The 23,445-nt window shown below is 49.4% G+C and carries 20 protein-coding genes and 1 tRNA gene; 13 read left to right on the top strand and 8 right to left on the bottom strand.

Annotated elements, in window-relative coordinates; all coding sequences use genetic code 11:
• Positions 1-14 precede the first annotated feature (14 nt).
• The 4 genes from SCIP_RS07110 to SCIP_RS07125 are packed head-to-tail and all read right to left on the bottom strand — an operon-like array spanning position 15 to position 2,345.
• Positions 15-1,223: a hypothetical protein gene (locus SCIP_RS07110; RefSeq protein WP_006292355.1), complete on the bottom strand. Its 1,209-nt coding sequence runs from the start codon at positions 1,221-1,223 to the stop codon at positions 15-17.
• 12 nt (positions 1,224-1,235) lie between these two features.
• Positions 1,236-1,514 (bottom strand): DUF5344 family protein, encoded by a 279-nt coding sequence (locus tag SCIP_RS07115; RefSeq protein WP_006292356.1) that lies wholly within the window; start codon positions 1,512-1,514, stop codon positions 1,236-1,238.
• Between the two features lie 49 nt (positions 1,515-1,563).
• Entirely contained in the window at positions 1,564-1,872 is a 309-nt protein-coding gene (locus SCIP_RS07120; RefSeq protein ID WP_040590335.1) for a hypothetical protein, read from the bottom strand.
• Positions 1,872-2,345, bottom strand: coding sequence for a hypothetical protein (locus SCIP_RS07125; protein ID WP_006292359.1), 474 nt, complete (start codon positions 2,343-2,345; stop codon positions 1,872-1,874). The genes SCIP_RS07120 and SCIP_RS07125 overlap by 1 nt, the downstream gene beginning before the upstream one ends.
• A gap of 42 nt (positions 2,346-2,387) precedes the next feature.
• Between SCIP_RS07125 and tgt the strand changes: the two genes are divergently transcribed.
• From tgt to SCIP_RS07140, 3 genes are all read left to right on the top strand, one after another.
• On the top strand, positions 2,388-3,710 hold the full coding sequence (gene tgt / locus SCIP_RS07130; protein ID WP_081442773.1) for a tRNA guanosine(34) transglycosylase Tgt: 1,323 nt from the start codon (positions 2,388-2,390) through the stop codon (positions 3,708-3,710).
• A 63-nt stretch (positions 3,711-3,773) separates the two neighbouring features.
• Positions 3,774-3,857: transfer RNA gene (locus tag SCIP_RS07135), tRNA-Leu, on the top strand.
• 140 nt (positions 3,858-3,997) lie between these two features.
• On the top strand, positions 3,998-4,354 hold the full coding sequence (locus SCIP_RS07140; RefSeq protein ID WP_006292362.1) for a DUF1304 domain-containing protein: 357 nt from the start codon (positions 3,998-4,000) through the stop codon (positions 4,352-4,354).
• Positions 4,355-4,467: 113 nt separating this feature from the next.
• Here the strand turns inward: SCIP_RS07140 and SCIP_RS07145 are convergent, their stop codons facing one another.
• Together SCIP_RS07145 and SCIP_RS07150 are read right to left on the bottom strand one after the other, a co-directional pair.
• On the bottom strand, positions 4,468-6,789 hold the full coding sequence (locus SCIP_RS07145; RefSeq protein ID WP_006292363.1) for a YhgE/Pip domain-containing protein: 2,322 nt from the start codon (positions 6,787-6,789) through the stop codon (positions 4,468-4,470).
• Complete coding sequence (locus SCIP_RS07150) at positions 6,786-9,395, bottom strand: YhgE/Pip domain-containing protein (protein ID WP_048349286.1); 2,610 nt, start codon at positions 9,393-9,395, stop codon at positions 6,786-6,788. Before SCIP_RS07150 ends, SCIP_RS07145 begins: the two co-directional genes overlap by 4 nt.
• Before the next feature lie 105 nt (positions 9,396-9,500).
• On the opposite strand from SCIP_RS07150, the gene SCIP_RS07155 reads away from it, so the two are divergent.
• The 9 genes from SCIP_RS07155 (at position 9,501) to pknB (ending at position 20,657) form a co-directional block, all read left to right on the top strand.
• Positions 9,501-10,613, top strand: coding sequence for an alpha/beta fold hydrolase (locus tag SCIP_RS07155; RefSeq protein WP_040590338.1), 1,113 nt, complete (start codon positions 9,501-9,503; stop codon positions 10,611-10,613).
• A gap of 39 nt (positions 10,614-10,652) precedes the next feature.
• Positions 10,653-11,261 (top strand): NUDIX hydrolase, encoded by a 609-nt coding sequence (locus SCIP_RS07160; protein WP_006292366.1) that lies wholly within the window; start codon positions 10,653-10,655, stop codon positions 11,259-11,261.
• Between the two features lie 191 nt (positions 11,262-11,452).
• Positions 11,453-12,154, top strand: coding sequence for an FhaA domain-containing protein (locus SCIP_RS07165; RefSeq protein WP_006292367.1), 702 nt, complete (start codon positions 11,453-11,455; stop codon positions 12,152-12,154).
• 133 nt (positions 12,155-12,287) lie between these two features.
• A complete protein-coding gene (locus SCIP_RS07170; RefSeq protein WP_171821060.1) occupies positions 12,288-12,806 on the top strand; it encodes an FHA domain-containing protein FhaB/FipA in 519 nt (172 codons plus the stop codon).
• Positions 12,807-12,813: 7 nt separating this feature from the next.
• Positions 12,814-14,370: a BofC C-terminal domain-containing protein gene (locus SCIP_RS07175; protein ID WP_006292370.1), complete on the top strand. Its 1,557-nt coding sequence runs from the start codon at positions 12,814-12,816 to the stop codon at positions 14,368-14,370.
• Positions 14,367-15,980 carry an FtsW/RodA/SpoVE family cell cycle protein gene (locus SCIP_RS07180; protein WP_006292371.1) on the top strand — a complete coding sequence of 538 codons (1,614 nt, stop codon included), beginning with the start codon at positions 14,367-14,369 and terminating at the stop codon, positions 15,978-15,980. The genes SCIP_RS07175 and SCIP_RS07180 overlap by 4 nt, the downstream gene beginning before the upstream one ends.
• Positions 15,977-17,443, top strand: a complete 1,467-nt coding sequence (locus SCIP_RS07185) for a peptidoglycan D,D-transpeptidase FtsI family protein (protein ID WP_006292372.1) — start codon at positions 15,977-15,979, stop codon at positions 17,441-17,443. Before SCIP_RS07180 ends, SCIP_RS07185 begins: the two co-directional genes overlap by 4 nt.
• Positions 17,440-18,534, top strand: coding sequence for a serine/threonine-protein kinase (locus tag SCIP_RS07190; protein WP_006292373.1), 1,095 nt, complete (start codon positions 17,440-17,442; stop codon positions 18,532-18,534). Before SCIP_RS07185 ends, SCIP_RS07190 begins: the two co-directional genes overlap by 4 nt.
• Positions 18,531-20,657 carry a Stk1 family PASTA domain-containing Ser/Thr kinase gene (gene pknB / locus SCIP_RS07195; protein WP_040590340.1) on the top strand — a complete coding sequence of 709 codons (2,127 nt, stop codon included), beginning with the start codon at positions 18,531-18,533 and terminating at the stop codon, positions 20,655-20,657. Before SCIP_RS07190 ends, pknB begins: the two co-directional genes overlap by 4 nt.
• 19 nt (positions 20,658-20,676) lie before the next feature.
• Here the strand turns inward: pknB and SCIP_RS07200 are convergent, their stop codons facing one another.
• The gene (locus SCIP_RS07200) at positions 20,677-21,840 is read right to left on the bottom strand and encodes a class E sortase (protein ID WP_006292375.1); all 1,164 of its coding nucleotides are present in this window, start codon (positions 21,838-21,840) and stop codon (positions 20,677-20,679) included.
• A 74-nt stretch (positions 21,841-21,914) separates the two neighbouring features.
• Entirely contained in the window at positions 21,915-22,748 is an 834-nt protein-coding gene (locus SCIP_RS07205; RefSeq protein ID WP_040590342.1) for a DUF881 domain-containing protein, read from the bottom strand.
• Positions 22,749-22,861: 113 nt separating this feature from the next.
• Between SCIP_RS07205 and SCIP_RS07210 the strand changes: the two genes are divergently transcribed.
• Positions 22,862-23,428: a cell division protein CrgA gene (locus SCIP_RS07210; RefSeq protein WP_006292377.1), complete on the top strand. Its 567-nt coding sequence runs from the start codon at positions 22,862-22,864 to the stop codon at positions 23,426-23,428.
• The last annotated feature ends 17 nt before the right edge of the window (positions 23,429-23,445 follow it).

A 23,445-nucleotide genomic window follows, 5' to 3' on the forward strand; every position in this document is an offset into this window, starting at 1 on the left:
TTTAATGTAATACTTTATGCCGTCGCTAAAGCAGCTCCCATACCTACAAGTATGAGGATTGCCGTAATACCAACAAAAGTACGCCCTAGCACAGTTACCACTAATTGAGAAGTCTCCGGATCCATATGAACTTGTGGCACAGCGAACCGCGGCCATTTAGCGGGGGACCAGTTAAGCGCAGGTTCTGTATACGGAACAGGAACTGGAATCTTACCCCAGCCTGAAGTTGGTACGCTAGCCTCAATTTTCGCCTCGCTGCTTACACGAGACTTACCAACATCAGATGAAACTTTATAGCCAATGTGTATAGATCTATTATGTGTATTCCATCCATAAAAATAACTATATGTTGTATTTTTGTAGGTACGCGACCACACACCAACTCTTGAACCGTCGCCGCTAAATTGTGTACTACTACTCGCGCTCCACCCGCCGCCAAGTTTCGCAGCAGGACCACTGGGTATCGAAAGAGTACTGGTAGGATTGCCATTAGAATTAAGCCCAAAAGAATTGCCCGCAAATCCCGTATATCTTAGGTTCAGCATCATTTTCTTCTGATCATCAATAGTACCTTTGAGAGAGACAGGACTGTCTTTGTCAGCATCAGCCGAAACAGAGTAGGTTAATTTCAGGTAAGGTCCCAGTGAGAGGGACCATTTCCCCTCAGCCCCGGTGGGGTTGACCGAGTTAAGCCAAAAGTTTAGAATACCATCTATCAGATCTTTTTGTCCTTGCTTCCCTAAATCACTTAAATCCTTGGCAGTCAGACCTTTACTAGCCAGCTTGCCAAGAATTCTGCTGTTTTGAAGATAGTGGTTAAGGTCCTCATTTATCTTCGCTATAGCATCCGGAGTAAAAGCCCCTTTGCTTGGGCTGATAATCTCAGCCAACCTGTCAAGAGCAGCAATAAGACCGTTAAGGTCAGCCTCAACAGCAGAAAGACGGGATGTATAAACATTATTATCTTCGTTGATTGTAGTCCAAATCTTTTTTATCTGCTGCTTGGTCATATTATTACGATCAATCAGGTCTCTTTGGTAAGCAGATACACTGGTGAGCCCGTTCACATAATCCATGTCCATCTGTTCATGAACCAGGGCATTATTGTCCCCCAACCAATCAGCAAATCGCTTGTACCAAGCCGCATCGGAAGGAACTGATACTTGGTCAACAACCTTCAGTAATTTATTTTTTGTTTCTGATGTAAAATCCCTGGTTGTCATTCGTCCGCCCTCCTACTTCCCTTGTATTCTCTGGGCAGCCTTCTTATCTGCCTGACTCATGCTATTCAGCACATTCTGGTAGAAGACCGCAGAATTAGTAATCAGCCTCTGCAAAGAATCATTCAGACTTTTATATTCTTTCAGCAAGGAAATCGCGGCTCTCTGCGCAGAGCCAGAGCCTTTCCCGGCACTGGGACTTTTTACCGACTTTCCCTCCAACGATTGAGCCAGCTTATTAAGGCGGGCAATCTGCTGCTTGAGTTCATCTTTATTCACATTTATTTCAGCCATTTACCTATTCCGTTCTCGCGATAAGAGAAAAATTGGGTTCTCAATCGAATTAAATGTATAACTCCTGATCGTCTGTATCTACTTGAGTAACAAATCCCCCACAGATTTTCTTAGCAGTAGCGGATATCGATTTTGCCTTCCCTTTGAGCATACGGGCAGCAGTTATAAACTGCACAGTGCTTTTATGAATATCGCCATCTTTAACAGCTTCATCGGCAATGTCTTGAAGGATATCCACATAATTATCAAAGACTTCTTCCAGTCGTTTGCCCTCGCTGGAACAGAGTCCCCCAATTTTATTAAAGAAGTCATCGTCTATTACCAGTTTGGGGTCCTCAGACCCTACAGCAGTTGTCATCACTGGTCCTCCTGACTACTCATTTTTTCCTGTAATTGTGCTTTTTCAGATTGAGCAAGAGAAATCATCCGCGTCAAGTGGTCTACCTGCATGCGAGCTTCTTCAATTGCATGAGATATTTTTCTTTGGGAAGCCGAGAAATTATCAGTAACGCTTGTAGCTAAATTCCCATTAACATGAGCTGTCATCGCTTCTACATATCCTCTGACCGTTTTACTGTCCATACCAATGGCCCGCAAATCGCTCAAAGCCTTACACCGATTATTCTGGTCCTCGTCAAACTGGGCATGAAATCGCCCCAGAGAGTCCTGCATGGAATGGAGGTGAATGAGTCGTTTCTTGGCCTCTGACAGCTGAGAGTTATACATTCTTATCCGCCGATCAGCATCATTAATGTCACCTTGTAGGCGTTGAGCATATCCTGATTGAGCCGGATCCGGATCATAATCACTTAAATTATGCGAACTTGTCATACCTGCACCTTTTTTCTATCCCTTCCGCTAAGGATAGTGACTATGAATGACAGCGCATCTAGCGGTACAGAGCAGAAAACAATTATCCCTCAGGCGCAGCCAAAGCTCCCTGCCCCTCTGGGGGCAGCCCCGGGAACTCCCGGAGACCGGTCTGCCTTTGGATTCGAACTTAAAGCTCGCATTCCCGGCAAACACGGGAGAACCGGGATTATTCATACTCCCCACGGTACTATAGCCACCCCTGCCTTTGTCCCTGTTGCCACCCAGGCAACCATGAAGGCGGTCTTGCCGGAACAGATGGATTCCCTTGGCGCTCAATGTCTCCTGGCCAATGCCTTCCATCTGTTTGAGCGCCCAGGTGAAGACATTATTGACGCAGCAGGCGGCCTCAATGAATTTATGCATTGGAATAAACCGACCTTTACGGATTCAGGCGGATTCCAGGTTCTTTCTTTGGGAGCCGGCTTCAAAAAAACCTTAGCGATGGATGTTGAGGGCAAAAAATCAGACGACGTTATTGCCTCAGGGAAAAATAGACTTGCCTTTGTTGATGATAAGGGCGTTACCTTTAAATCTCCGCTGAATGGTGCCAGCAAACGTTTCTCTGCGGAAATTTCCATGCAGATCCAACATAAAATTGGTGCTGATATCATGTTCGCCTTTGATGAGCTGACTACCCTTATGAATACCCGCCACTATCAGGAACGGTCTGTGGAGCGCACTTTCAGATGGGCCCAACGATGTCTGACAGAGCATCAAAGGCTGACAGCACAAAGGCTGGGCAAACCCTATCAAGCCCTTTATGGAGTTGTGCAGGGGGCAAATTATGAAGACCTCCGCCGATTGGCCGCCAGCCAGGTTGCTTCTCTCGACTTTGATGGGTTTGGTATTGGCGGTGCTATTGAAAAGCGAATAATTGGCCAGATCTGCTCCTGGATATGCGATGAACTACCCGAGAACAAGCCTCGCCACGTTCTGGGAATCGCGGCAGTTGATGACATTTTTGCCTGTGTAGAAAACGGAGGAGATACTTTCGACTGCGTTGCCCCTGCCCGTACCGCCCGCAATGGAGCCGTTTACACCCATGACGGACGCTGGAATGTTAAGCGTTCCTCCATGCGGACAGATTTCCGACCCATTGAAGAAAACTGCGACTGCTACACATGCAGGAATTATTCCCGAGCCTACATTTGTCATCTTCTACACGCCAGGGAAATGACCGGGGCTACTTTAACCACTATTCATAACGAACGCTTTTTTGTTCGACTTCTGGATGAAATCCGTGATTCCATTGATGGCGGCTACTTTGCTGATTTTAAGGAAGAGACTTTGGCCCGATTTTACAAGGATGGATCAAAAGGGTGAGACACGCTCCTCCCACACAGGGATTGCGTGTGGGAAGGGGCCGTGTTAAAGTTTGTCAGGTACGCGCACGTGGCGGAATGGTAGACGCGCTGGCTTCAGGTGCCAGTGACCGTTAAGGTCGTGGGGGTTCAACTCCCCCCGTGCGCACGTTTTTATCGTTTTCCCTTTTTAAGAACTTTAGGTAGTCCCGGGATGTCAGATAGGAAAACAAGAATCACGCACCTTTGCCTTTTTGATTTTGCATCTGCCATTCCCCTCTCCTACCTGTGATACCTATAAGGAGAAAAATGGCCCTCGTTACAAAGATTTTCTGCATTTTGGTGGCTCTCGAATTTATTTTTATTTTTTATCTGGAAACTCTGGCGACAACATCAAAGAAAACCGCTGAAACTTTTGGAGTATCGGTCCAATCCCTGAAAAGCCATGATATGAACGTATCCATGAAGAATCAGGGCGTCTATAACCTAGGTATTGCTGTCCTCCTTCTGCTGGCAGTTTTTCTTCTGGGAAGCAAGACAGCGGTGATTGGTCTTTTAGTTTATATTATTGCAGTAGCAGCTTATGGCAGCTTTACTGTTGATAGAATGATTATTCTCAGGCAGGGCGGGCTGGCAATCATAGCTCTCCTGACCTGCCTGCTGTAAAACCTGCGGCCGCCAATCCACCACCAGGTCACCACCAAACCATCAACGGGTCAATGGCAACGGGTCAATGAAACTGCTAAAAACTATTGTTGTGAACCAGACTCTGGCAGATTCTAATAGACTTTAGTGCTGTCTACCTTATTAGTAAACCAGGTAGTCAGGAGTACAAAAGGCCGGCGAAGGACGATCCCTATAAAAAGGCCCACAAGAATAAAGAGAGACAGTTGAACCATAGAAACAGTGAACTCGTTCTGATATGACCCTGCAATAGCTGCCCTCATAGCAGTGATTCCATAGGGAAAGGGGAAAAGAGGGAAAATAACCTGGAAGGGCTTGGGCAGCATTTGAATGGGGAAGGTTCCGCCTGTCCCTGCCACCTGCATTACCAGCAGAATAACCGCAATAGCCTTACCCGCTGCCCCAAAGGAAACAGTCAGTGCATACATCATGCTGGAGAAAGTTAAGGCGCATAGCCAACAAACAGCAAAGAAACGCCCGAGATCGCGACACTGAATTTTCAGATACCACAAATCACCCATAGCTATCAGGGTGGCTTGAGCCAGAGCCAAAAGAAGGAAAATCAGATAGCGTCCAAAATATTCATGGTCGAGCCGCAAGCCAAAGGATTTCATATTGCCCGGGGTCTGGGGCCGCAATGGCTTCCCAGAAGCAAAGACAGGAATCTCCTTTAAACGCAGGGCATCAGCCTTACCTTTATCTGAAATTTTGACTTCCATCATGGCCACAAGAATGACGCTCCCCACCCAAATAGCCAGAATTGTATAGAAGGGGGCCATTTGCGACCCGTAATTTTCTACAGGGAAAACTGCCTGTCGGGAAAGAATCACTGGCTGAGACAAAAGGGTCGCCACCATAGCTGCATTGGTCTGTTTGCTGGATTTCATAGTAGCCAACAAACCCTGAGAACCGCCTTTTTTCAAGGTAGAAGACAAGCGGCGCAGCCTTCTTGCAGCCTGATCCAAATGCCGAGAACTGGAATTGAGAGATTTTTGAACGCTGGCCAAACTTGCTGCCGTTGATTTGTTCAAATTGGAAACCTGCCCGCCGGCCTTAGACAAGTCTTGGCTTAGTGTCCGAGTACTGGCAAAAACCCTGGATAAAGAAGCAGAAAGTTTATCTAGCTGAGGCTCCACGGTAGTCCTAAACTGAGTCCGGGCTGATTGCAGACCTGACTGAGTTTTTGCTATCTGCTGCTTCATGGCTGCTTTCTGCGAAGCCAGAGTTGAGTCTGTCTTCTGCAAAGATGCGCCGACTTGCCTCACCAGCGATGCCAGATTGGCATGATCTGCCGCCAGCGAGCGCAGCTGACTGATTTGAGCATCCAGCGCACCTTCCAGACGGGATCGGGCAGCTTCAGTCAAAGAGTTGAGGGAAGAAGAGTCAGAAGTACCATGACTTGGAGCCGCTGCAATAGAATCCCGAAGCTTCTGCAGGGAGTTAGCCGCATTGGTGTAAGCAGAAGCCTGAGAACTCACTTTTGTTGACAGAGCCTGAGTTTCCTGACTAACTTGATGAGTAGCAGAAGAAACCCCTTCGGACAGAGAATCAATCTGGCTGGCCACAGAATCCAGACTTTTTTGGCCAGCCTGAAGGGCTGCATCCATAGCCGCGGCAGAAGTTTTTAGAGCAGATTCGAGGGAAGTAGGGGATGAAACTGTACTGTTGAGGGAATCGGCCAGATTATTAGCTTCATCCCCCGTTGATTGCATAAGATCCTGAGCAGAAATGAGCAGGGAGGCAGAACTGGCCAGAAGCTGAGAATAGGCTTTCATCTGCTGAGCAGCGGTCTCAAGACCGGAAGCAGAAGTATCTACATTGGTTATGGCTTTCGATATGTAGGAGTCCAGATTGCCAACTTTGGCATAATGAGACAGGGACTGAGCCAGATCCAGGGCTACATTGGCCAGGGTCTTAGAGAAGGTGGAATCAATCTGGGCAACAATAGTATCAGCCCCCTGATCGGTAATATGGGGAACAATAGCATTTGATTTTTGATTAATATAATAAATCAGCTTCGCCCGGTGAGCATGAGGCGAGAAAAGAGTCATCATATCCTTACTGAAAGTCGTGGGAATGATAATAGCAGCATAATATTTTCCCGAATAAACCCCATCTACTGCAGCTTTTTGGTCCTGAAACTGCCAGTCCAGCTGTTTATTCGACCGCAAAGTAGATTCCACTGTGCTGCCAACATTGATAGTCACCGGGACTAGATCAGACTTGTACCCTTTGTCAGAATTGACCACTGCTACTTTTAGATTTTTGGTATTCCCATAGGGATCCCAGCTGCCGGCAATATTAAACCAGGCATACATGGCTGGCACGATGACCAGTCCCATCAGAACCACAATACCAATTACATTCTTGGTGGCATTCTCTAAGTCACGAATAAAAATACGCCAAATATACTTCACTTGTGCTCCTCCTTAATATGAGGATGCTCTTTACTAAGGCGTTCAGCCGAAGAGTTGCTGGGGAACCACCGGGTTCGAATGCGTCTGAGCAAATCCAGCCTGGCTCCCTCATCCGGAATCTCACTCAAACCCAGCTCGCGAATATAAGAATCATGCATATATTCCAAGACAATCAAGAAAGTATCAATAACAATAATGGACACAATCCAGGCAATGAGGAAGCCTATCTTGACAGGAACCACAAACATCAGAATTAAGAAGATAACAGGAATAACCGCAATGGCTACAATCCCAGCCACTACCAGACGAGGATAAACCTCGAGGAAGGCCTGAGTTCGCTTCTGGATTCTTTCCTTATACTCATCGTTATCCAACAAATTCTGCAAAACATTGGACAGACGGAAGCGGGAATTGGTCAAATTATTCTTTTCCGCAATGAATAAGTCGGTTTCACTCAAACGACGGTCGAAGAGGGCATTAAGATTCAACAGGTAAGGCCGAACAAAAATCCCAATGAAATAAGCTGCAATAACAAAAGGCAGGAGCATGGCCAAATTATGCCAATATGCTCCCCTATACATACCTCCTATGGTCTCACGCATGGCATTAATCCCATAAGTAAAGGGAAGCCACGGTTCAATAGACCGGAAAAATTTAGGCATAAGTTCAATCGGGTACGTACCGGATGATCCGGGAATCTGCACAATAACCAAAAGAACTGCAATCGCCTTGCCTATATGCTTGAAAGCTATGGCCAGGGAATAAATAATGCTTACATAGGTAAAGGAAAGAAAGACGCTGGCAAGAATAAAGAGACCAGGACTTTGACACTGAATTCCCATGAGAAGGTCTCCGGCAGCAGTAACCAGGCCCTGCATAAGACCCACTAAGAGAAACATCATCAGCCGGCCCAAATAAGCATCCCGGGCACTAAAACGCTTCAGGCCCTCCCGGTCAACTTCACTTTTGATAATAGCAATAAGAATAAAACCACCTACCCACAGGGCTAAATTGGTATAGAAAGGAGCGATGGCCGATCCGTAATTGCTGATGGGGTAAACAGTCTTCGTATTCAGTAAAACAGGGGAAGAAATAAAAGCACTTATTTCCTTAGGATCAGGCGAAATTCCCTGAATCTTCTTCCATGCGGCTGAACTGTCTAAAGCAATCAGATCTGTGCGAACAGAGTCCAGTTGATTTTTCGCAGAATTCAACGATTTTCTGCCGGCTTTCAGGGTAGAAGAGGTCTGATCCATCAGGGTTGACAGCTGAACAAGAATGTTCCGGCTTTGGCGAATGTCGGACCGAAGGGCAATAAGGGTTCCGTCAGCTGATCCCATGACTGACCTCAGGGATCCCAGGGTTGAATCCAGGGATGTGATCATAGTGCCCGTTATCTGGGAATTAGCTGTGTTCAATGTGTTAGCAGAATTGGTCGCAGCAGAAGATATAGCCGATCCTAAAGAGGAAGCGGCCTTTTGAGAAGCAGCCAGGGAAGCAGAGGAGGAAGAAGTAAATGTTTGCAGGGCTGAACGCTGAGCATCTGCTTGGGCTTTCAAGGAAGAAATTCTGGAACTGAGCTTTTGATACAGATCTGAATTTTTGTTCAGCCCCGATGAGGTCAAGGCTGTTTGCAGTTGGGAAACCACACTCTCATTCAGGGCAACAATAGAAGTCAGCTTGGCTTCCGCTTTACCAGCTTGGGCAGATACATCACTGATGGATTGATTTACCGTAGCTGAAGCCGTGTTGACCTGAATCGCCAGAAGAGACATGTTAGCAGCCCCGGAAGTAAGAACAGAACTGGCTGAAGAACTAAACCTATGAAGACCGGACTGAGTAGTATCAATAAGATTTTGGCTTGTTTTAAGAGATGTTCTCAGATTGCTGATAGTTCCATCCAGATCGGACAAAGTCTTATCTACCGAATCCAAGGATCCCTTGGCTTTATTCAGGGAAGCCACCACAGAGTTCATGGAATTTTGGGTGGAAGAGATATCAGTTATAGCATCATCGATAGTAGCAACAGCATCATTCCTGGAAGAGGATATATCTCCAAGTGCCTGGGATTTGCCCTTCTTCAGCTGCTGGACAACAGCCTTGCTCACCTGCTTGATAAACTGGGTATTAATGTTCTCTTCTATTGTTTCTGCCCCAATATCAGTGACTTTGGGAGCAATAGGGTTTAGCTTCTCGTTCACATAATAAACCAGGCGAGGCCGGCTGCTTGTTCCCTGTAAGGCTCCGATTAAGTGAGAACTGAAATTTTCAGGAATAATCAGGGCTGCATAATACTTACCAGAAGCTACCCCCTCCTTAGCCTGGGCATTGGTCACAAACTGCCAGCCCAGGGAATGATTATCTTTCAACTGTGTCACTACCTGAGAGCCCACGTTGATAGTTCCGGTCAACTGACTGTGGGAACCGGCATCATTATTTGCTACGGCTACCTGAAGATTTTTAGCATTGGAGTATGGGTCCCAGTTGGCAGCTATATTGGCCCACGAATACAGGCCGGGTAAAAATATAATGGCAATAGTGACAATAAGTGCAATAGGATTGCGCAAAACACGGAGAAAATCCCGCACAAAAATCCGCCACACCATGTTGCGTTTGCCTCCTGAATTGCCGGCGCTTATTGAACAACTTACTATACTACCCAAGAGGTAGAAGACGGCCTGGCATTCGTGAGTATGTTTTAAGATAAACATATGGTTTCAACGATGATTACAGAGGGCAAGGCCATCACCCTGCTGGATGAGAATACCTATGCAGAAACAATGGAGAAAACAGTTCTCCCTGCTACGACCAAGGTCTGCACGCATGGATGGATGAACCCGGCAACCTACCCTGGCTTGAAAGAGCTGCCTACCCCTGCAGGCTCACATCATGGCATGCTTCATTATGTGTCTTACCGGCATCCTCTGGCTTCCAGCCAAAATCAAGACCTGGGTAATGACGGCCAGGGCAGCGGTCCTGAAGGAAGCACCATTGAAGAACGCCCCAGCATAGTCATTTCTCATGGATTTACAGGCATTATTCCCCACTACACCGAGCTTGCCTACTATTTCTTCCAAGCCGGTTTCGATGTGTGGATCATGGAACACCGTGGTCATGGGCTGTCCCCTCATGATGTGACAGATCCTTCAGTTATCTGGATTGATGACTGGCGGCGCTATGTGGTGGATCTAGCTAAGTTCGCCCAGGAGGTAGTCCGCCCCCAAACCAGCGGTGATCTGTATCTTTTTGCCCATTCCATGGGAGGAGGCATTGGGATCAGTGTGGCCCAACAATTCCCTGATATCTTCAGTAAGATCATCCTGACTTCCCCCATGATTGAAGCCCAAATGGCCGGTATTCCAGGGCCTGTAGCCAAAAGAATAGCAAGAGCCTTCTGCCGGGCAGGCAAAGGAAAGAATCGGGTATTTGCTCAAAAACCTTTCAGTCCCGTCCTGGATCCTAACAGCATTCGGGGCCTATCAGCTGCCAGAGCCCAATGGCGTTTTGATACCAGACTGACCGACAAACGGTACCAAACCTGTGCGGCCTCTTACCAGTGGGTCCTGCAGACCTTTGGACTGAAAAAATCTCTGCTGAATCCAGCAAATTGTGCTAAAATCCAGGCTTCCATCATGCTTTTTCAAGCAGAAAATGATACTTTTGTCCGTTTGGACCGACAGGACGAATTTATTGATATGGCTCAGGCAGCTGACTGCGATGTGGAGAAAGTTTTCATTCCTCAGGCTATGCATGACTTCTCCGAAGGACCCAACCATATTTTAGCTCCAGTCCTTGAGCAATCGATTGATTTCCTGGGCGAATAGATAGGGAAATAGATAGGGGAATAAATAGGTGAATAAAAAATGGCACCGGATCTGACACCCGCCGGCAGGAGCCGAATTCTTCGCCAGGATCGGCTCTTTACTGGCCGTATTTTTGCAGTTGATCGAATAACCGTAGAACTTCAGGGGGTAGAGCAGGAACCTGTCCAGATAGAGCGGGATCTGATTCGTCATGCTCCGGTTGCAGTCATGCTGGTCCATGACTGTATACATGACCGCTACTATCTCCAATATGAGTACAGGATTGGAGCCCAGGCTATAGTCCCCGGCATTCCGGCTGGCTTTATCGATCAGGGAGAAAGCCCGGAGCAGGCAATGCTGAGGGAAATAAAGGAAGAAACAGGGATCGTTCCCAACCAGACTGATGGCTCCTATTCCATTGACCATGTAGGAAAATTCTACTCGTCTGAAGGCATGTCCAACGAGCTGGCCTCCATTGCAGTAATCCACCTGCACAACTGGCACCAGGAGGCTCAGCACTTGGATCAGGGAGAATTTATTACAGGCGGTTGGGTCAGCTGGGATCAGCTTCTGGCCGCTCATATCTCTGCTTCCAATTCCATCATCGCTATCCAACACGAGGCGCTTAGGCGCCTGAAAAAGGAGAAACACAATTCCCATCAGGCCTGATAACCGCCTTAAAGCGACCCCATAGATGGAAATACAGTAAAAATCCAGGACAAAGAAGATGCAATTCTTCAGTCTTTGCAATAATAACCTAGTAATAGTGTGGTTTGTGCTGCGCATATCTCGCGTCGCCTGAGCCATAAGACCAGTACCCGTACACCGCTAAGGCGAAGAGCGCAAAAGGAAGGACTGTTATGGGCTTTCTCGATAAATTCGAAAAAGGTATTGGAGGCGCCGTCAACGGCGTATTCTCCAAATTTGGTTCCAAGGACCTTCAGCCCGTGGACCTATCCAGCGCTTTAGAGCGCGAGATTGATTCCCAGGCAATGGCTGTCCGAGGAGACCGGACAGTGGCCCCCAACGAGTATCGTTTCAAACTCTCTACCCCAGATTTCGACCATATTGAGCAGTGGGGATCGGAAGCTTTGGCCAACGAGCTCGCAGACAACCTGACCAAATATGCAGAAGGTCAGCATTATGCCTTTGTGGGGCCGGTGGTGGTGATCTTCGAAGAGGATCTGGATTTAGCCCGGGGAGACTACAAGCTGACCAGCGAATCTGTGCAGGGAAATGCCGCCCCTGTCACTACTGACAACGAAGGTAAGGATTGCCCCATCCTGGAGATTAACGGTCGTCAATATCTGCTAACAGCTGATAAAACCGTTCTGGGCAGGGGATCCAACTGCGATATCGTGATTGACGATCCTGGTATCTCCCGGCATCATTTGGAAATAGACATTACCGATAAAGGGGTCATTGCCCGGGATATGGGATCCACTAATGGGACTTTTGTGGAAGGACATCAAGTTCCTGCTGCTACACTGGTAGATGGAAACACCATTACTATTGGCCGCACCCGCATCCTCTTCTGGGCATCTTCACAGGTGCAACAGTAGAGAGCACGGTGACCACCAGACCGCTGCAGCCTGGCCGGCAGGAAAAGAAGCGCAGAAGCAGGGAACACTACACTGCAAGCGCTGCACCTGACCTCACCAGCTGCGCCTAATTAAGATTTCGGACAAAAGAATGATTACAGACCTCACTTTCGCCGTTATGAAATACGGGTTCCTGGCATTGCTGTGGTTCTTTGTTTTTCTTGCCGTACGTTCTTTGCGCAAAGATGTATCACAAATGAGTCCGGTTCCCCGCAAACGCAGCAAAAAAGCTGAATCAGATCAGCACTTCGCCCGGTCGACGGCTGCTCCGGCATCGCCTGCCCCTCTGCGGGGGGCAGAATCAGGACGGCAGCAGGGCCGGGCCAGCGTTCTGACCATTATTGACGGTCCCCTGTCTGGCACCACCTACACTTTAGGAAGCCAGTCCATTACACTGGGCCGGGCCAGCGATAATGTTGTTGTTCTCAACGATGAGTTTGTTTCTTCCCACCATGCTCGTGTTTATGTTGATCCCACAACAGGAACCTGGGCCATTGAAGACCTGGGAAGCACCAATGGAACAGTGGTTGATGGCCAACGCCTGAGCCATTCAGTTCCCCTCCCCGCCGGCGTCCCCGTACGCATTGGCGGCACTTCATTCGAACTAAGGTAGGAGGACAATGACTGATACGCTACCTCTTATCATTAGGTCAACAACCGTTTCTGATATTGGTTATGTTCGCCATGACAATCAGGATTCATCTTTTGCCGGTGACCATCTGGTTACTGTTTGTGATGGTATGGGAGGCCACGCCGGAGGCGATACCGCTTCCACTATAGCAATTCGGTCTTTGGCCCATATTGAGTCTGTAAAAGATTCGGATCCCGATGCCATGGCCACGATTATGAAAACTTCCATCATCGCTGCTCACGATGCTATTGTTGGCAAAGCCAGACGCGAGCGCAAACTCTCAGGTATGGGAACCACGGTAGTTGCCCTACGTTTAGTGCAGAATTATTGGGTTTTAGCGCATCTGGGAGACTCGCGGGCCTATCTTTTGCGGGATGGAAAGCTGATCCGAGGAACTAAGGATCACAGTTACGTTCAACACCTCATTGATACCGGCCGCATCAATGAGGAAGAGGCGAAAAGCCATCCTCAACGCAACGTAGTCATGAGAGTTTTAGGGGATTTTGACATTGATCCCCGTCCTGATATTTCCATCCGCAAAGCCCTGCCGTCAGACCGCTGGCTTTTGTGCTCTGATGGCCTGTGCGGGGTTTTAGAAGATGAAACAATCCGTCAGACTATGGAGGAAACAGAAGATCTGCAGGATTGCGCTCAAAAACTTGTATCTATGGCCTTAAAAGCCGGCAGCACCGACAACGTCAGCGCCGTTCTAGCAGAGGCCGTTCCTGCCAAAGATGCCCAGGATGCCAGTAAACCACATCAAGTCCCCTTAATAGGCGGTGCAGCCAGCAATGAACCACAGCCTATAGCCGATATTATTGATTCACCCGTGGCGGCTGCCCCAGCCTTGAAGAATGATCCCCAGTCCCCTGCCTCCCGCGCGGCGGCATTGGCCCATGCCGACCGGCGGGAAGATGACGATGACAGCGGGAGCAACGACAACAGCCAGAAGAAGAAAGATGTGGGTGGACTGCTACACAGTCTGACCCTTCCCCAGCATGCCCATGAAGATGGCTTTGTCCCTGAAACAGGGGAAATTCCCATCGTTCAGAAAGATAACGGCTCTTTCTCGGATGATCCTCACGACCCTCAGGTAGCTGAGGCTGTTCAGGAACAGGAAGCTCTGGCTAAGAAGAAAGCTCATCATCGTTCCATCCTGCGCAGGGTCTGGGGCTTGGTAGCTGCCCTGCTCGTCCTCGCAGCACTGGCAGGAGCCGGAGTGGAAAGCTATCGCTGGTCACAGAACCGTTATTATGTAGGCGAAGCAGATGGGGTGGTGGCTATCTACCGTGGTGTCCCTACTAATATCTTCGGGTTCAGCCTGTCTCATGTGGAGGAAAAGACCACTATTTCCGTGTCTTCTCTCCCTTCCACCTGGAGAGATCAGCTGGAGCAGGGAATTCCTGTGGATTCTCTGGCCATAGCCCGCAATCACACTCAACTGATTAAGAAGGAAGCTGAGAAGGCGGCCAAAAAATCAAGCAAAAAGAAGACGGCAACAGCATCTCCTTCTCCTTCCCCGTCTAAGTCAGGAGCAAAGAAATGATTGGCAACCGGGTCAGGCAGGCGCTGATGCTGCTCTTTGTCCTCCTCACAGCGGCATTAGCCTTCTTCCAAATGTTTATGAAGGTTGAAGGGGCTGTCCCCCAGCGATATCTTACTGCCCTCATCGTCATGACAGCCGTGATTGCTGCCGCCTGGCTTGTTCTATGTTTTTGCCAGAAATATTCGTCTCAGATTATTTTCTTCTGTGTCCTGCTCCTGTCTTTGATCGGAATTGTGGAAATCATCCGGATTGATTATGAGAACCGGAATTTGGGGACCGGAGCTGTTAATGCGGGAATGAATCAGATCATCTGGCTGTGCCTGGCCCTGGTTTTGTGCTCACTTCTAGCAGCCAGCCTGCGCAACTACCGGATTCTCAGAAAGCTCACCTATACCAGCATGGTTATAGGCCTCCTGCTCATTTTCTCCCCTATGATTCCCGGCCTGGGCAAAACCATTGGAGGAGCCCGTATCTGGATTGGCATCGGGTCTCATACTGTCCAGCCTGCAGAATTCGCTAAGCTTTTTATTGCAGTTTTCTTTGCCGGATATCTTTTTGATCATCGTGATCAGCTGGCAGTAGGCGGCAGGAAAATTTTGGGCCTGCGGCTGCCCCGCCTGCGCGATTTTGGCCCAATCCTTGTAGTTTGGGCTATTTGTATGGGAGTTCTGGTGATGCAGAGAGATTTAGGGACCTCTCTGCTCTTCTTCGCTATGTTCGTCTGCATGCTCTACGTTGCTACCGGTCACACTTCCTGGATCCTGATTGGCCTGCTTTTCTTTGCTGCCAGCGCCTTGGCAGCTGACCGATTCTTTGGCCATGTTCACAACCGCGTCAATGCCTGGCTCCACCCCTTTGATAACAGTGTTTACAATGCCCCTGGAGGATCAGGCCAATTAGTTAGGGGAATCTTTGGCCTGGCCAGCGGAGGAACTTTTGGCACAGGGATTGGTAAGGGCTATCCGGCTATTACTCCCCTGGCTAATTCAGATTTTATCTTCTCGTCCTTGGGAGAAGAATTGGGTTTGACAGGTATTTTCGCTATTCTGTGCATCTATACCATCATTATTGGTGCCGGGATTGTCACAGCCATGAAAATCAAAGATGGATTTGGGAAATTGCTGATCTCCGGTTTGGTTTTTACCATGGCTTTCCAGGTTTTTATTGTTATCGGCGGCATTACCCTGGTTATCCCCCTGACTGGTCTTACCTTGCCATATGTGGCGGCTGGCGGGTCCAGTCTGACAGCAAATATGCTTCTGGCTTTCCTTATTTTGATTATTTCCAACGATGCTCATAAGCCTGAAGAAGCTGCCCTGACTGATACAGCCGCTCTTGAGGCCCTGGAGGTACTTCAGGCTAACGAAAAGAGGCGTCACCTGCAGGAGGCGATCCGCAAGAGAGACGAGGATGATCGGCGTGATTCTGAAGAAACTCAAGCTATCAGTCTGGCCGATGCCCGGCCTTATATGGACGACGATTCTCTGGAAGTTCAAGATGGCACAACTGAAGAATTTGACCAGGCTGGCAAAAAGTCAGCCGGGCAGGATTCATCTTCCGACGATTCCAGCCCAACCCTTGCCGAAAAAATGAGGATGGAGGACCGATGAACGCTAACCTTCGCCGCATTTTCAATATTGTGATTGCCCTCATGGTGATTTTGGGAATTTCCAGCTCCCTTATGATGGTGGTCAGAGCCAATTCCCTCAACGCCGACTCCCGCAATACCCGGGCCTTATACAGCGAATTCGCCAGCGACCGGGGAAGCATCCTGGCTTCTGACGCCAACACTGTCCTGGCCAGCTCAAGAAAGGTAAAAGATGCCTTTCAATATCAGAGAATCTACCCTCAGGGAGCTGCTTATTCATCGGTAACCGGCTTTTTCTCCATCAACCAGAGAGCCAGATATGGGGTAGAAGCCAGCCGCAATGAACAGCTAAGCGGAATGAGCGACAGTCTATGGATTGCTCGGGTTCAATCCCTTATCGAGGGTAAGGCCAACAAGGGGGCCATAGTTGAAACCTCCATTGACCCCAAGCTTCAGTCTCTAGGCTACCGACTGATGCAGGGCAAAACCGGTGCCGTGGTAGCCATGGAACCCACCACTGGCCGCATTCTGGCCATGGTAAGCACACCAAGCTATGACCCCAATATCCTAGCTTCTCACGACACTGTCGCTGCTAATAAAGCCTGGTCCCAGCTGGCAGGAGGCTCAAACAGTCCCTTGATTAACAAGGCAACCAGTCAGCTCTTCCCGCCTGGATCCACCTTTAAACTGGTGGTTGCGGCTGCCGCTCTGGAAAGCGGGAAATATACTATGGATTCCCAAATACCGGCTGGCCCTTCTTACACCCTGCCCAACACCACCACTAAGCTGACCAACAGCTCCATTCCAGCAAACGGGGTTAACGGCAAAATCAGCCTGTCTGACGCCCTGGCATATTCGTCCAATACAGCCTTTGCCCAGCTGGCAGTAGCTCTCGGCAAGGATGCCATCAAGGAAGAAGCAGAAAAACTGGGCTTCGGCAGCTCTATTACCATCGATGGCAACGATACCCTGGGCACTCCCATGACTTCGGTAGCCTCAGTTTTCCCTGATACCACTTCTGACGACCGTCTGGCTTTGGCAGGCATAGGTCAGGGAGACACTACAGAAACTCCCCTTCTTAATGCCATGATTGCTTCCACTATTGCCAACAAGGGAGTCATGCTCCATCCCACCATTGTGGACCGGGTCCGGTCTACTGACCTGAGTGTGATATCCACCCGTTCTACAACTATCCTTTCCCAGGCATTTTCAGCACAAACTGCTGATGGTCTCAGCAAAGCCATGCAGTCCGTGATCACAAAAGACGCACCCTCTCTTAAAATCTCAGGTATTGCTGTGGCTGCCAAAACAGGAACTGCCCAGGTAGGCCTGTCCAAGACCACTAATGATGGCTGGATTACAGGTTTTGCCCCGGCAGATAACCCCAAGATTGCTATCAGCGTAGTTGTTACTGGCACTACAACCTTTGGAGTTACCACAGCGGGACCGATTATGAAGCAACTGATGCAGGAGTACCTCCAATGAAACTGGTGGAAGGACAGCTCATACATCGCCGCTACCGTCTGGACCGGCGTCTGGCCCAGGGTGGGATGGGCGAAGTATGGAAAGGCTACGATATTGAGCTGCGGCGGCCTGTGGCTATTAAGGCCCTGCGCAGCGATCTGGCTGGCGAAGAGACCAAACTCCAGCGCCTGCGGATTGAAGCTCACAATTCTGCTAACCTGGCTCATCCTAATATTGCTGCTTTATTTGAGTATTATGAGAACGATGGCATTGGCTTTATTGTCATGGAATATATTCCCTATCCTTCTCTCTCTGATATCTATAAAGCACGGGGAGTTATTAAGCCTACCCGCCTCCTACCCGTTCTTATTCAGACTGCCCGGGGACTCTATGTAGCTCACTGCCATGGTGTAGTCCACCGCGATGTGAAGCCCGCCAACATCATGGTTTCCAGCGAGGGAGAGGTAAAAATCACCGATTTTGGCGTTTCCCGATCCTCCAATCAAGGACAGATTACCCAGGATGGCATGGTTGTTGGAACAGCCCAATATATTTCTCCTGAGCAGGCTCAGGGAGAGCCGGCCACTCCTCAATCAGATATTTATTCCCTGGGAGTAGTTGCCTATGAGGGGCTGTGCGGGCATCGACCCTTTACCGGCCGCACGCCGGTTGATATTGCCGCAGCTCATGTTAATTCTCCTGTTCCTCCCCTGCCTGATGATATTGACCCCACCCTGCGCGATTATGTGATGCAGATGCTGGCCAAAAATCCTCAGGATAGGCCCAAGACTGCCATGGAGGTAGCCCGGGAACTGGGCAAAATTGAGCGTCGGCTCCTGGATCAGGAGGCGCACGAGGCTACCGGTGAATTTGCTGAGATCACCGGAAATATGCGGCCTCGAACGGTTACCAGTGACATGGTAATCCCCCGTTATTTCATTCTTCAGGATGGAACCATTCTGGATCAGTATGAGAACAGGGTGATAGCAGAAGGCACCAAGCCTATGGCTTCTCCTGATGCTTATGGTGACAAGACTCCATCCAATCCTTACCAGGTTAATCACAACAACCCAGCCAGACCAGTCAGTCCAAAGGATGATGATGCCCTATGAGTATGTTTATCCCTCAGTCTCTCGCAGGAGGACGGTACACAGTTGGTGAACTTGTGGGCCATGGGGGCATGGCCCAGGTTCACATTGGCACTGACACCCGTTTAGGCCGCACAGTAGCCATTAAGATCATGCGTAGCGACCTTGCTGAAGACAGCATCTTTCTGACCCGTTTCCGCCGGGAAGCCCGGGCCGTGGCCCAGCTGAACAACCCCAACATTGTCTCTATCTATGACTCAGGCGAAGAACAGCTGGAAGATGCTTCCGGGCAGAAGGTAAGAGTCCCCTACATTGTCATGGAATATATTAAAGGGCAGACCTTAAGGGACATTATTAAGGTCAATGGGTCCCTGAGCCCCCGCGATGCCGAGCAGGTAATGGTAGGGGTCCTTAATGCCCTGGATTATTCCCACCGGATGGGAATAATCCACCGGGACATTAAGCCGGGCAATATTATGATCAGCGACCAGGGCACAGTCAAAGTCATGGATTTTGGCATTGCCCGGGCTCTGGATGATTCTTCGGCTACCATGACCCAGAACCAGGGAGTGGTAGGTACAGCCCAGTATTTGAGCCCTGAACAGGCCAGGGGTGAGCAGGTAGGTACTAAGTCTGATGTTTACTCAGCTGGCTGCGTTCTTTATGAAATGCTTACCGGGAAACCACCCTTCACCGGTGATTCTGCGGTTGCTATTGCTTATCAGCATGTGTCAGAGACGGCAACTCCTCCAAGCACCCTAATTCCCGGACTTGATAAACAGTGGGACGCTATCGTGGCTAAGGCTATGGCCAAAGATACCGCCAATCGCTACAGCGATGCTGCAAGTTTCCGCCAAGATATTGTCACCATTGCTCATGGAGGTGTTCCTGCGGCCGTAGGGGCCAGTAACCTGACTAATCTATCAGAAAGCTCAGCCCAAACCTCGATAGGTGCTACTCAGCCCATGCAGGCAGCCGACGACGATATGGAAGAAACCAAGAGCTGGACAGAGGGATCTCTGCCTGAGGCCTTTGACCCTCAGACTGCCGCCCTTTCTGATCAGAATGACAGCGTGGAAGGCCCCCAGTCCAGAACTGCGCTCAGACGGCAGGAGCAAAAGAAAAAGCACCAGCGCACCCTGATTATCAGCGGAGTTGTTGCCATCGTGGCAATAGCTGCTGTTATGTTCGGCCTCTGGTATTTCTTTACTTCTCAAAATAAACTGGTCAGCGTCCCCACCATAGATTCCAGCATGTCAGTCACCCAGGCAAAAGAGGCCATTACCGGAGCGGGCTTGACTTTCCAGCAGGAATCAGATACCTCTTCATCGGAGCCCAAAGGAACTTTTACCAAACAAAGCCCGGCTGGAGGCAAACGTGTTGCCAGGGGCACTACTGTCAGGGTCTGGTTCTCTGCCGGCCCTCAGGCCAAAACCATCCCCACCGTCAAGGGAATGACCCAGCAGAGGGCTATAGCAGTCCTATCTGCTGCCGGCTTTAAAGTATCGTCCATTGCAACTGAAAACTCTAACACGGTAGCCAAGGATCATGTAACCCGAACAGATCCGGCAGCCGGAACTCAGCAGGCTGCGGGCACCTCAGTCGTGCTGTATATTTCTACCGGCAAAACCACGGTTCCTACTGGTCTGGTTGGTCTCACTCAGGCATCAGCTCAGAAAGAACTCAACTCCCGCGGGTTCAGCACCAATGCTATTACCCAGGAATCTTCTACCGTGCCTGCAGGCAAGGTTATCAGCGTCTCCCCTGCTGAAGGCACCACCGTTGACCAGGGGGCTACTATTACTCTCTATGTGTCCAGCGGGCCAAAGATGATTTCTACTCCTTCTCAGAGTACTATGAGCAATTATGCTGACTCCGGCACCTCCATGCAGATGTATCTGAAATCTTTGGGCTTTACTAATGTCACTATCAGCGGGTCTGCTTCCGACCCGGTAGATACGGTGACCTTCAACGGGAAAGATATTTCCGAAGTATCATCCCCCCAGCTGGCAGCCAACACTAAAATTGTCATCACAACGTCTGCGGCCCCCGACCCGGACTCAAATTCCTCCAACGGTTCCGGATCTAATTCGTCCCCCAGTTCGTCCCCCAGCTCATCGTCAGGTGACGGAGGAGACGGCAACTAGGAGTCCTGGACCGGCAGAGTTAGCCAACAAAATTGGACGATATTTGCAGGAAGGGGATATTCTTGGCCATCCAGGGATATCCCCACTGGAAGCAGGCAGCCAAACCGGCGAAAATCAAGAACAGCACCAGGATTACCCGGATTGGCGCAGGCCCGGGCTGCAGGCGGATTAGCCAGCCGTAAAGGCTGAACATGGGGCGTTGACGGCGGTCAAGAGCCCTATAAGAGGCGATCCCCCTGTATCGCCAAACCAACGCAGCCGCCAAGTAGATTATGGCATACGCGCAGAGGGCAAGAATCATAAGCCGGGACATATCTGGCAGAGTGGTTGCTGAATCAGCACTCGTTTCCTGAGTAAAAGTCACCTGACCGTTCGCAGTTTTCCCCGCCAGAGCCTGGGGAATACCCTCCGAGACCTTTGACCAGGATACCAGTTTCCCGTAGGTAATCCAGCGATGAGCAGCAGTAATATAAGCGTACCGGGGTTCGCAGGTCGTCAGTGTTATCAGGCGGTCCTTTGCCGTTTGCTCCGGGTGATTAGGAACAGGATACACTACCCGAATGTCCGCTGGCTCCACAATCTCATGCCCGGTATATTGATAGACATACCAGTAATTCTGGGTGCGAACAACAATCTTGTCTCCTGAGGTGAACTGATCCACATGGGCCAGCGGCTCCCCGTAGCCGGCCCTGTGCCCGGCTACAGCAAAATTCCCTACTGCTCCGGCCCGCTGGGTTTGACTGTAATGCCCTAAACCATGCATATTCAACTGCTGCAGGCTGGTTCCTTCTACAATGTTGCGGGACCATTTAGCTCCGAATCTAGGAATATAAATTTTAGCGATGACTTTTCCGGTTACATAGGCCCCTTTTTCTACCGGGGCTGTCCCAGGCTGATAAGCGGGAGCAATAGTATAGCCGCTGGAGGATTTAGCAGAAGTCCACGAGGAGGTCTGGGTCTGATCATCTTGTGCCTGTTCTTTTTGAGACAAAACCCCGGTCCACCAAACTTGCCAAACAATATAGAACCCCACTATCAAGGCAGCAGTGATGAGAATTTCACCAATAAAACCAGCTAAAGAGGCAAAAAAGCGTCTGACTGTCCGCCCTGTCGGACTCGCAGCAGCAGGTTGGTTCCTACCAGAATTTCCCTGCACGGCATCTGAGCTGTTCATCTCACCCATCGAAAACCACCTTCGCTACCTTGACCCTTGTGTGATGTGTTCTTGCGTGATGTATTCACCCTGTCTGATTATATTCACCGCGAAACTGAAGCATATTTCAGAGTTTGAGTTGTTGCCGTGGCAGCTGGGAAATAAAGCTCAGATTCTTTCTTCACACTGTACCCCAGACCATCGGCCTTAACATACTCTTTGTATATTTTTATCGCTTCAGACGAATTCAAGGCGGTAGTCATGCGACTGTAATCGCCAATGGCAGAGATTTTATAAGGGGGAGCGTACTGTTTACCTTCCAGAAGAAGGACGTTGCCCACACAGCGTACAGCCGTGGAAACGGTGACCCTCTGCCCCTGAATAGTCATAGCCTCGGCACCTCCAGCCCAGAGGGCATTCACCACAGCCTCAATATCCTGCTGATGGATGACGTAATCATTCACATTGTTGGTGCTATCATCATTGGACGACTGTGCATGCTGCTCCCAGAGAGGAGAATCATCCAGGACAACGGTAATCCCTGTCCCTTTAACAGCTGTGAGATTAGGCTGGGAACTGTTGGAGGAAGCATTGGCATTGCCGGAGTCACCTGTGCCCGTATTCGCCTGGTCTGGATTTACCCTGGAAGCAGAAGAAATATTCTTTTTCAGAACATCGATTTGATTGGTTAAAGACTTAACTTCCTGGGTCAGATCAGTCACTTTCCGTTCTCTTTGAGTCAGGAGTTCCTCAGTATTAGTGCTGGGGGTATAGTCATAGTTCGACTGAACATTAACGGCAAAGAGCCAACCAACCAGAGAAAAAATCAGTATAGTGACCAGAGAGGCATACCAGGGCTTCTGAGGCATGCGATGGCTGGAAACCGCACGGGCAGAGCCCTTTGCAGGATCCTTCCTACGCCTTGAGAACAGTACCATTTCACCCCGATCGCAAAAGTTCTTTCTTCCAGCATAACAGTTAGAATAGCTTTTAGTGTTTTTACCGCAGGTTGATTTCAAGAGAATCACACTCCAGGAGCTTAAGGAGAACAATGTCTGACGACAAGGAAATAAAAGACCAGGAAGATGCCAGCCTGACCACAGAAGTGCAGGAAGAGGCAGAAGCCGCAGACAAGACCACAGCTGGTGCTGAGACTAATGGTGAAACTAATGCTGAGAAGACCGATGCCAATGCCGAAGCCGAAGCCGAAGTTGATTCAGATTCTGAGTCCAAAAAATCCTTCCCTTCCTCTCCTCTGTTCAAGCGCAATAAGAAGAAGTCTTATGAATTCAAACCTGAAAATCCTGACGCTGTAGATGCTGCTGTTAAACGTCTGGAAGAAGGCATGAGCCAAGAGAACATAACTCCTCAAATGGAGCATATGATGAAGCAGCAGGAAGACCATATGAAACGGGTAGACAAGGCGATTGAAGACACCAAAACTAATCCAGCCTGGTTCGTTCCCCTCTTCAGCTTCCTCCTGATTCTCGGCCTTTTATGGGTGGTGATTTATTATCTGACCACATCCTACCCCATTCCTGCCATTGGAGCCTGGAACCTGGCAATCGGTGCAGGAATTTCCTTCTTGGGCTTCATCCTGCTCATGTGGTGGCACTGACTTTTCAGTGACGTTAC

It is taken from the genome of Scardovia inopinata JCM 12537, assembly GCF_001042695.1.
GTDB classification, from domain to species: Bacteria; Actinomycetota; Actinomycetes; order Actinomycetales; family Bifidobacteriaceae; genus Scardovia; species Scardovia inopinata.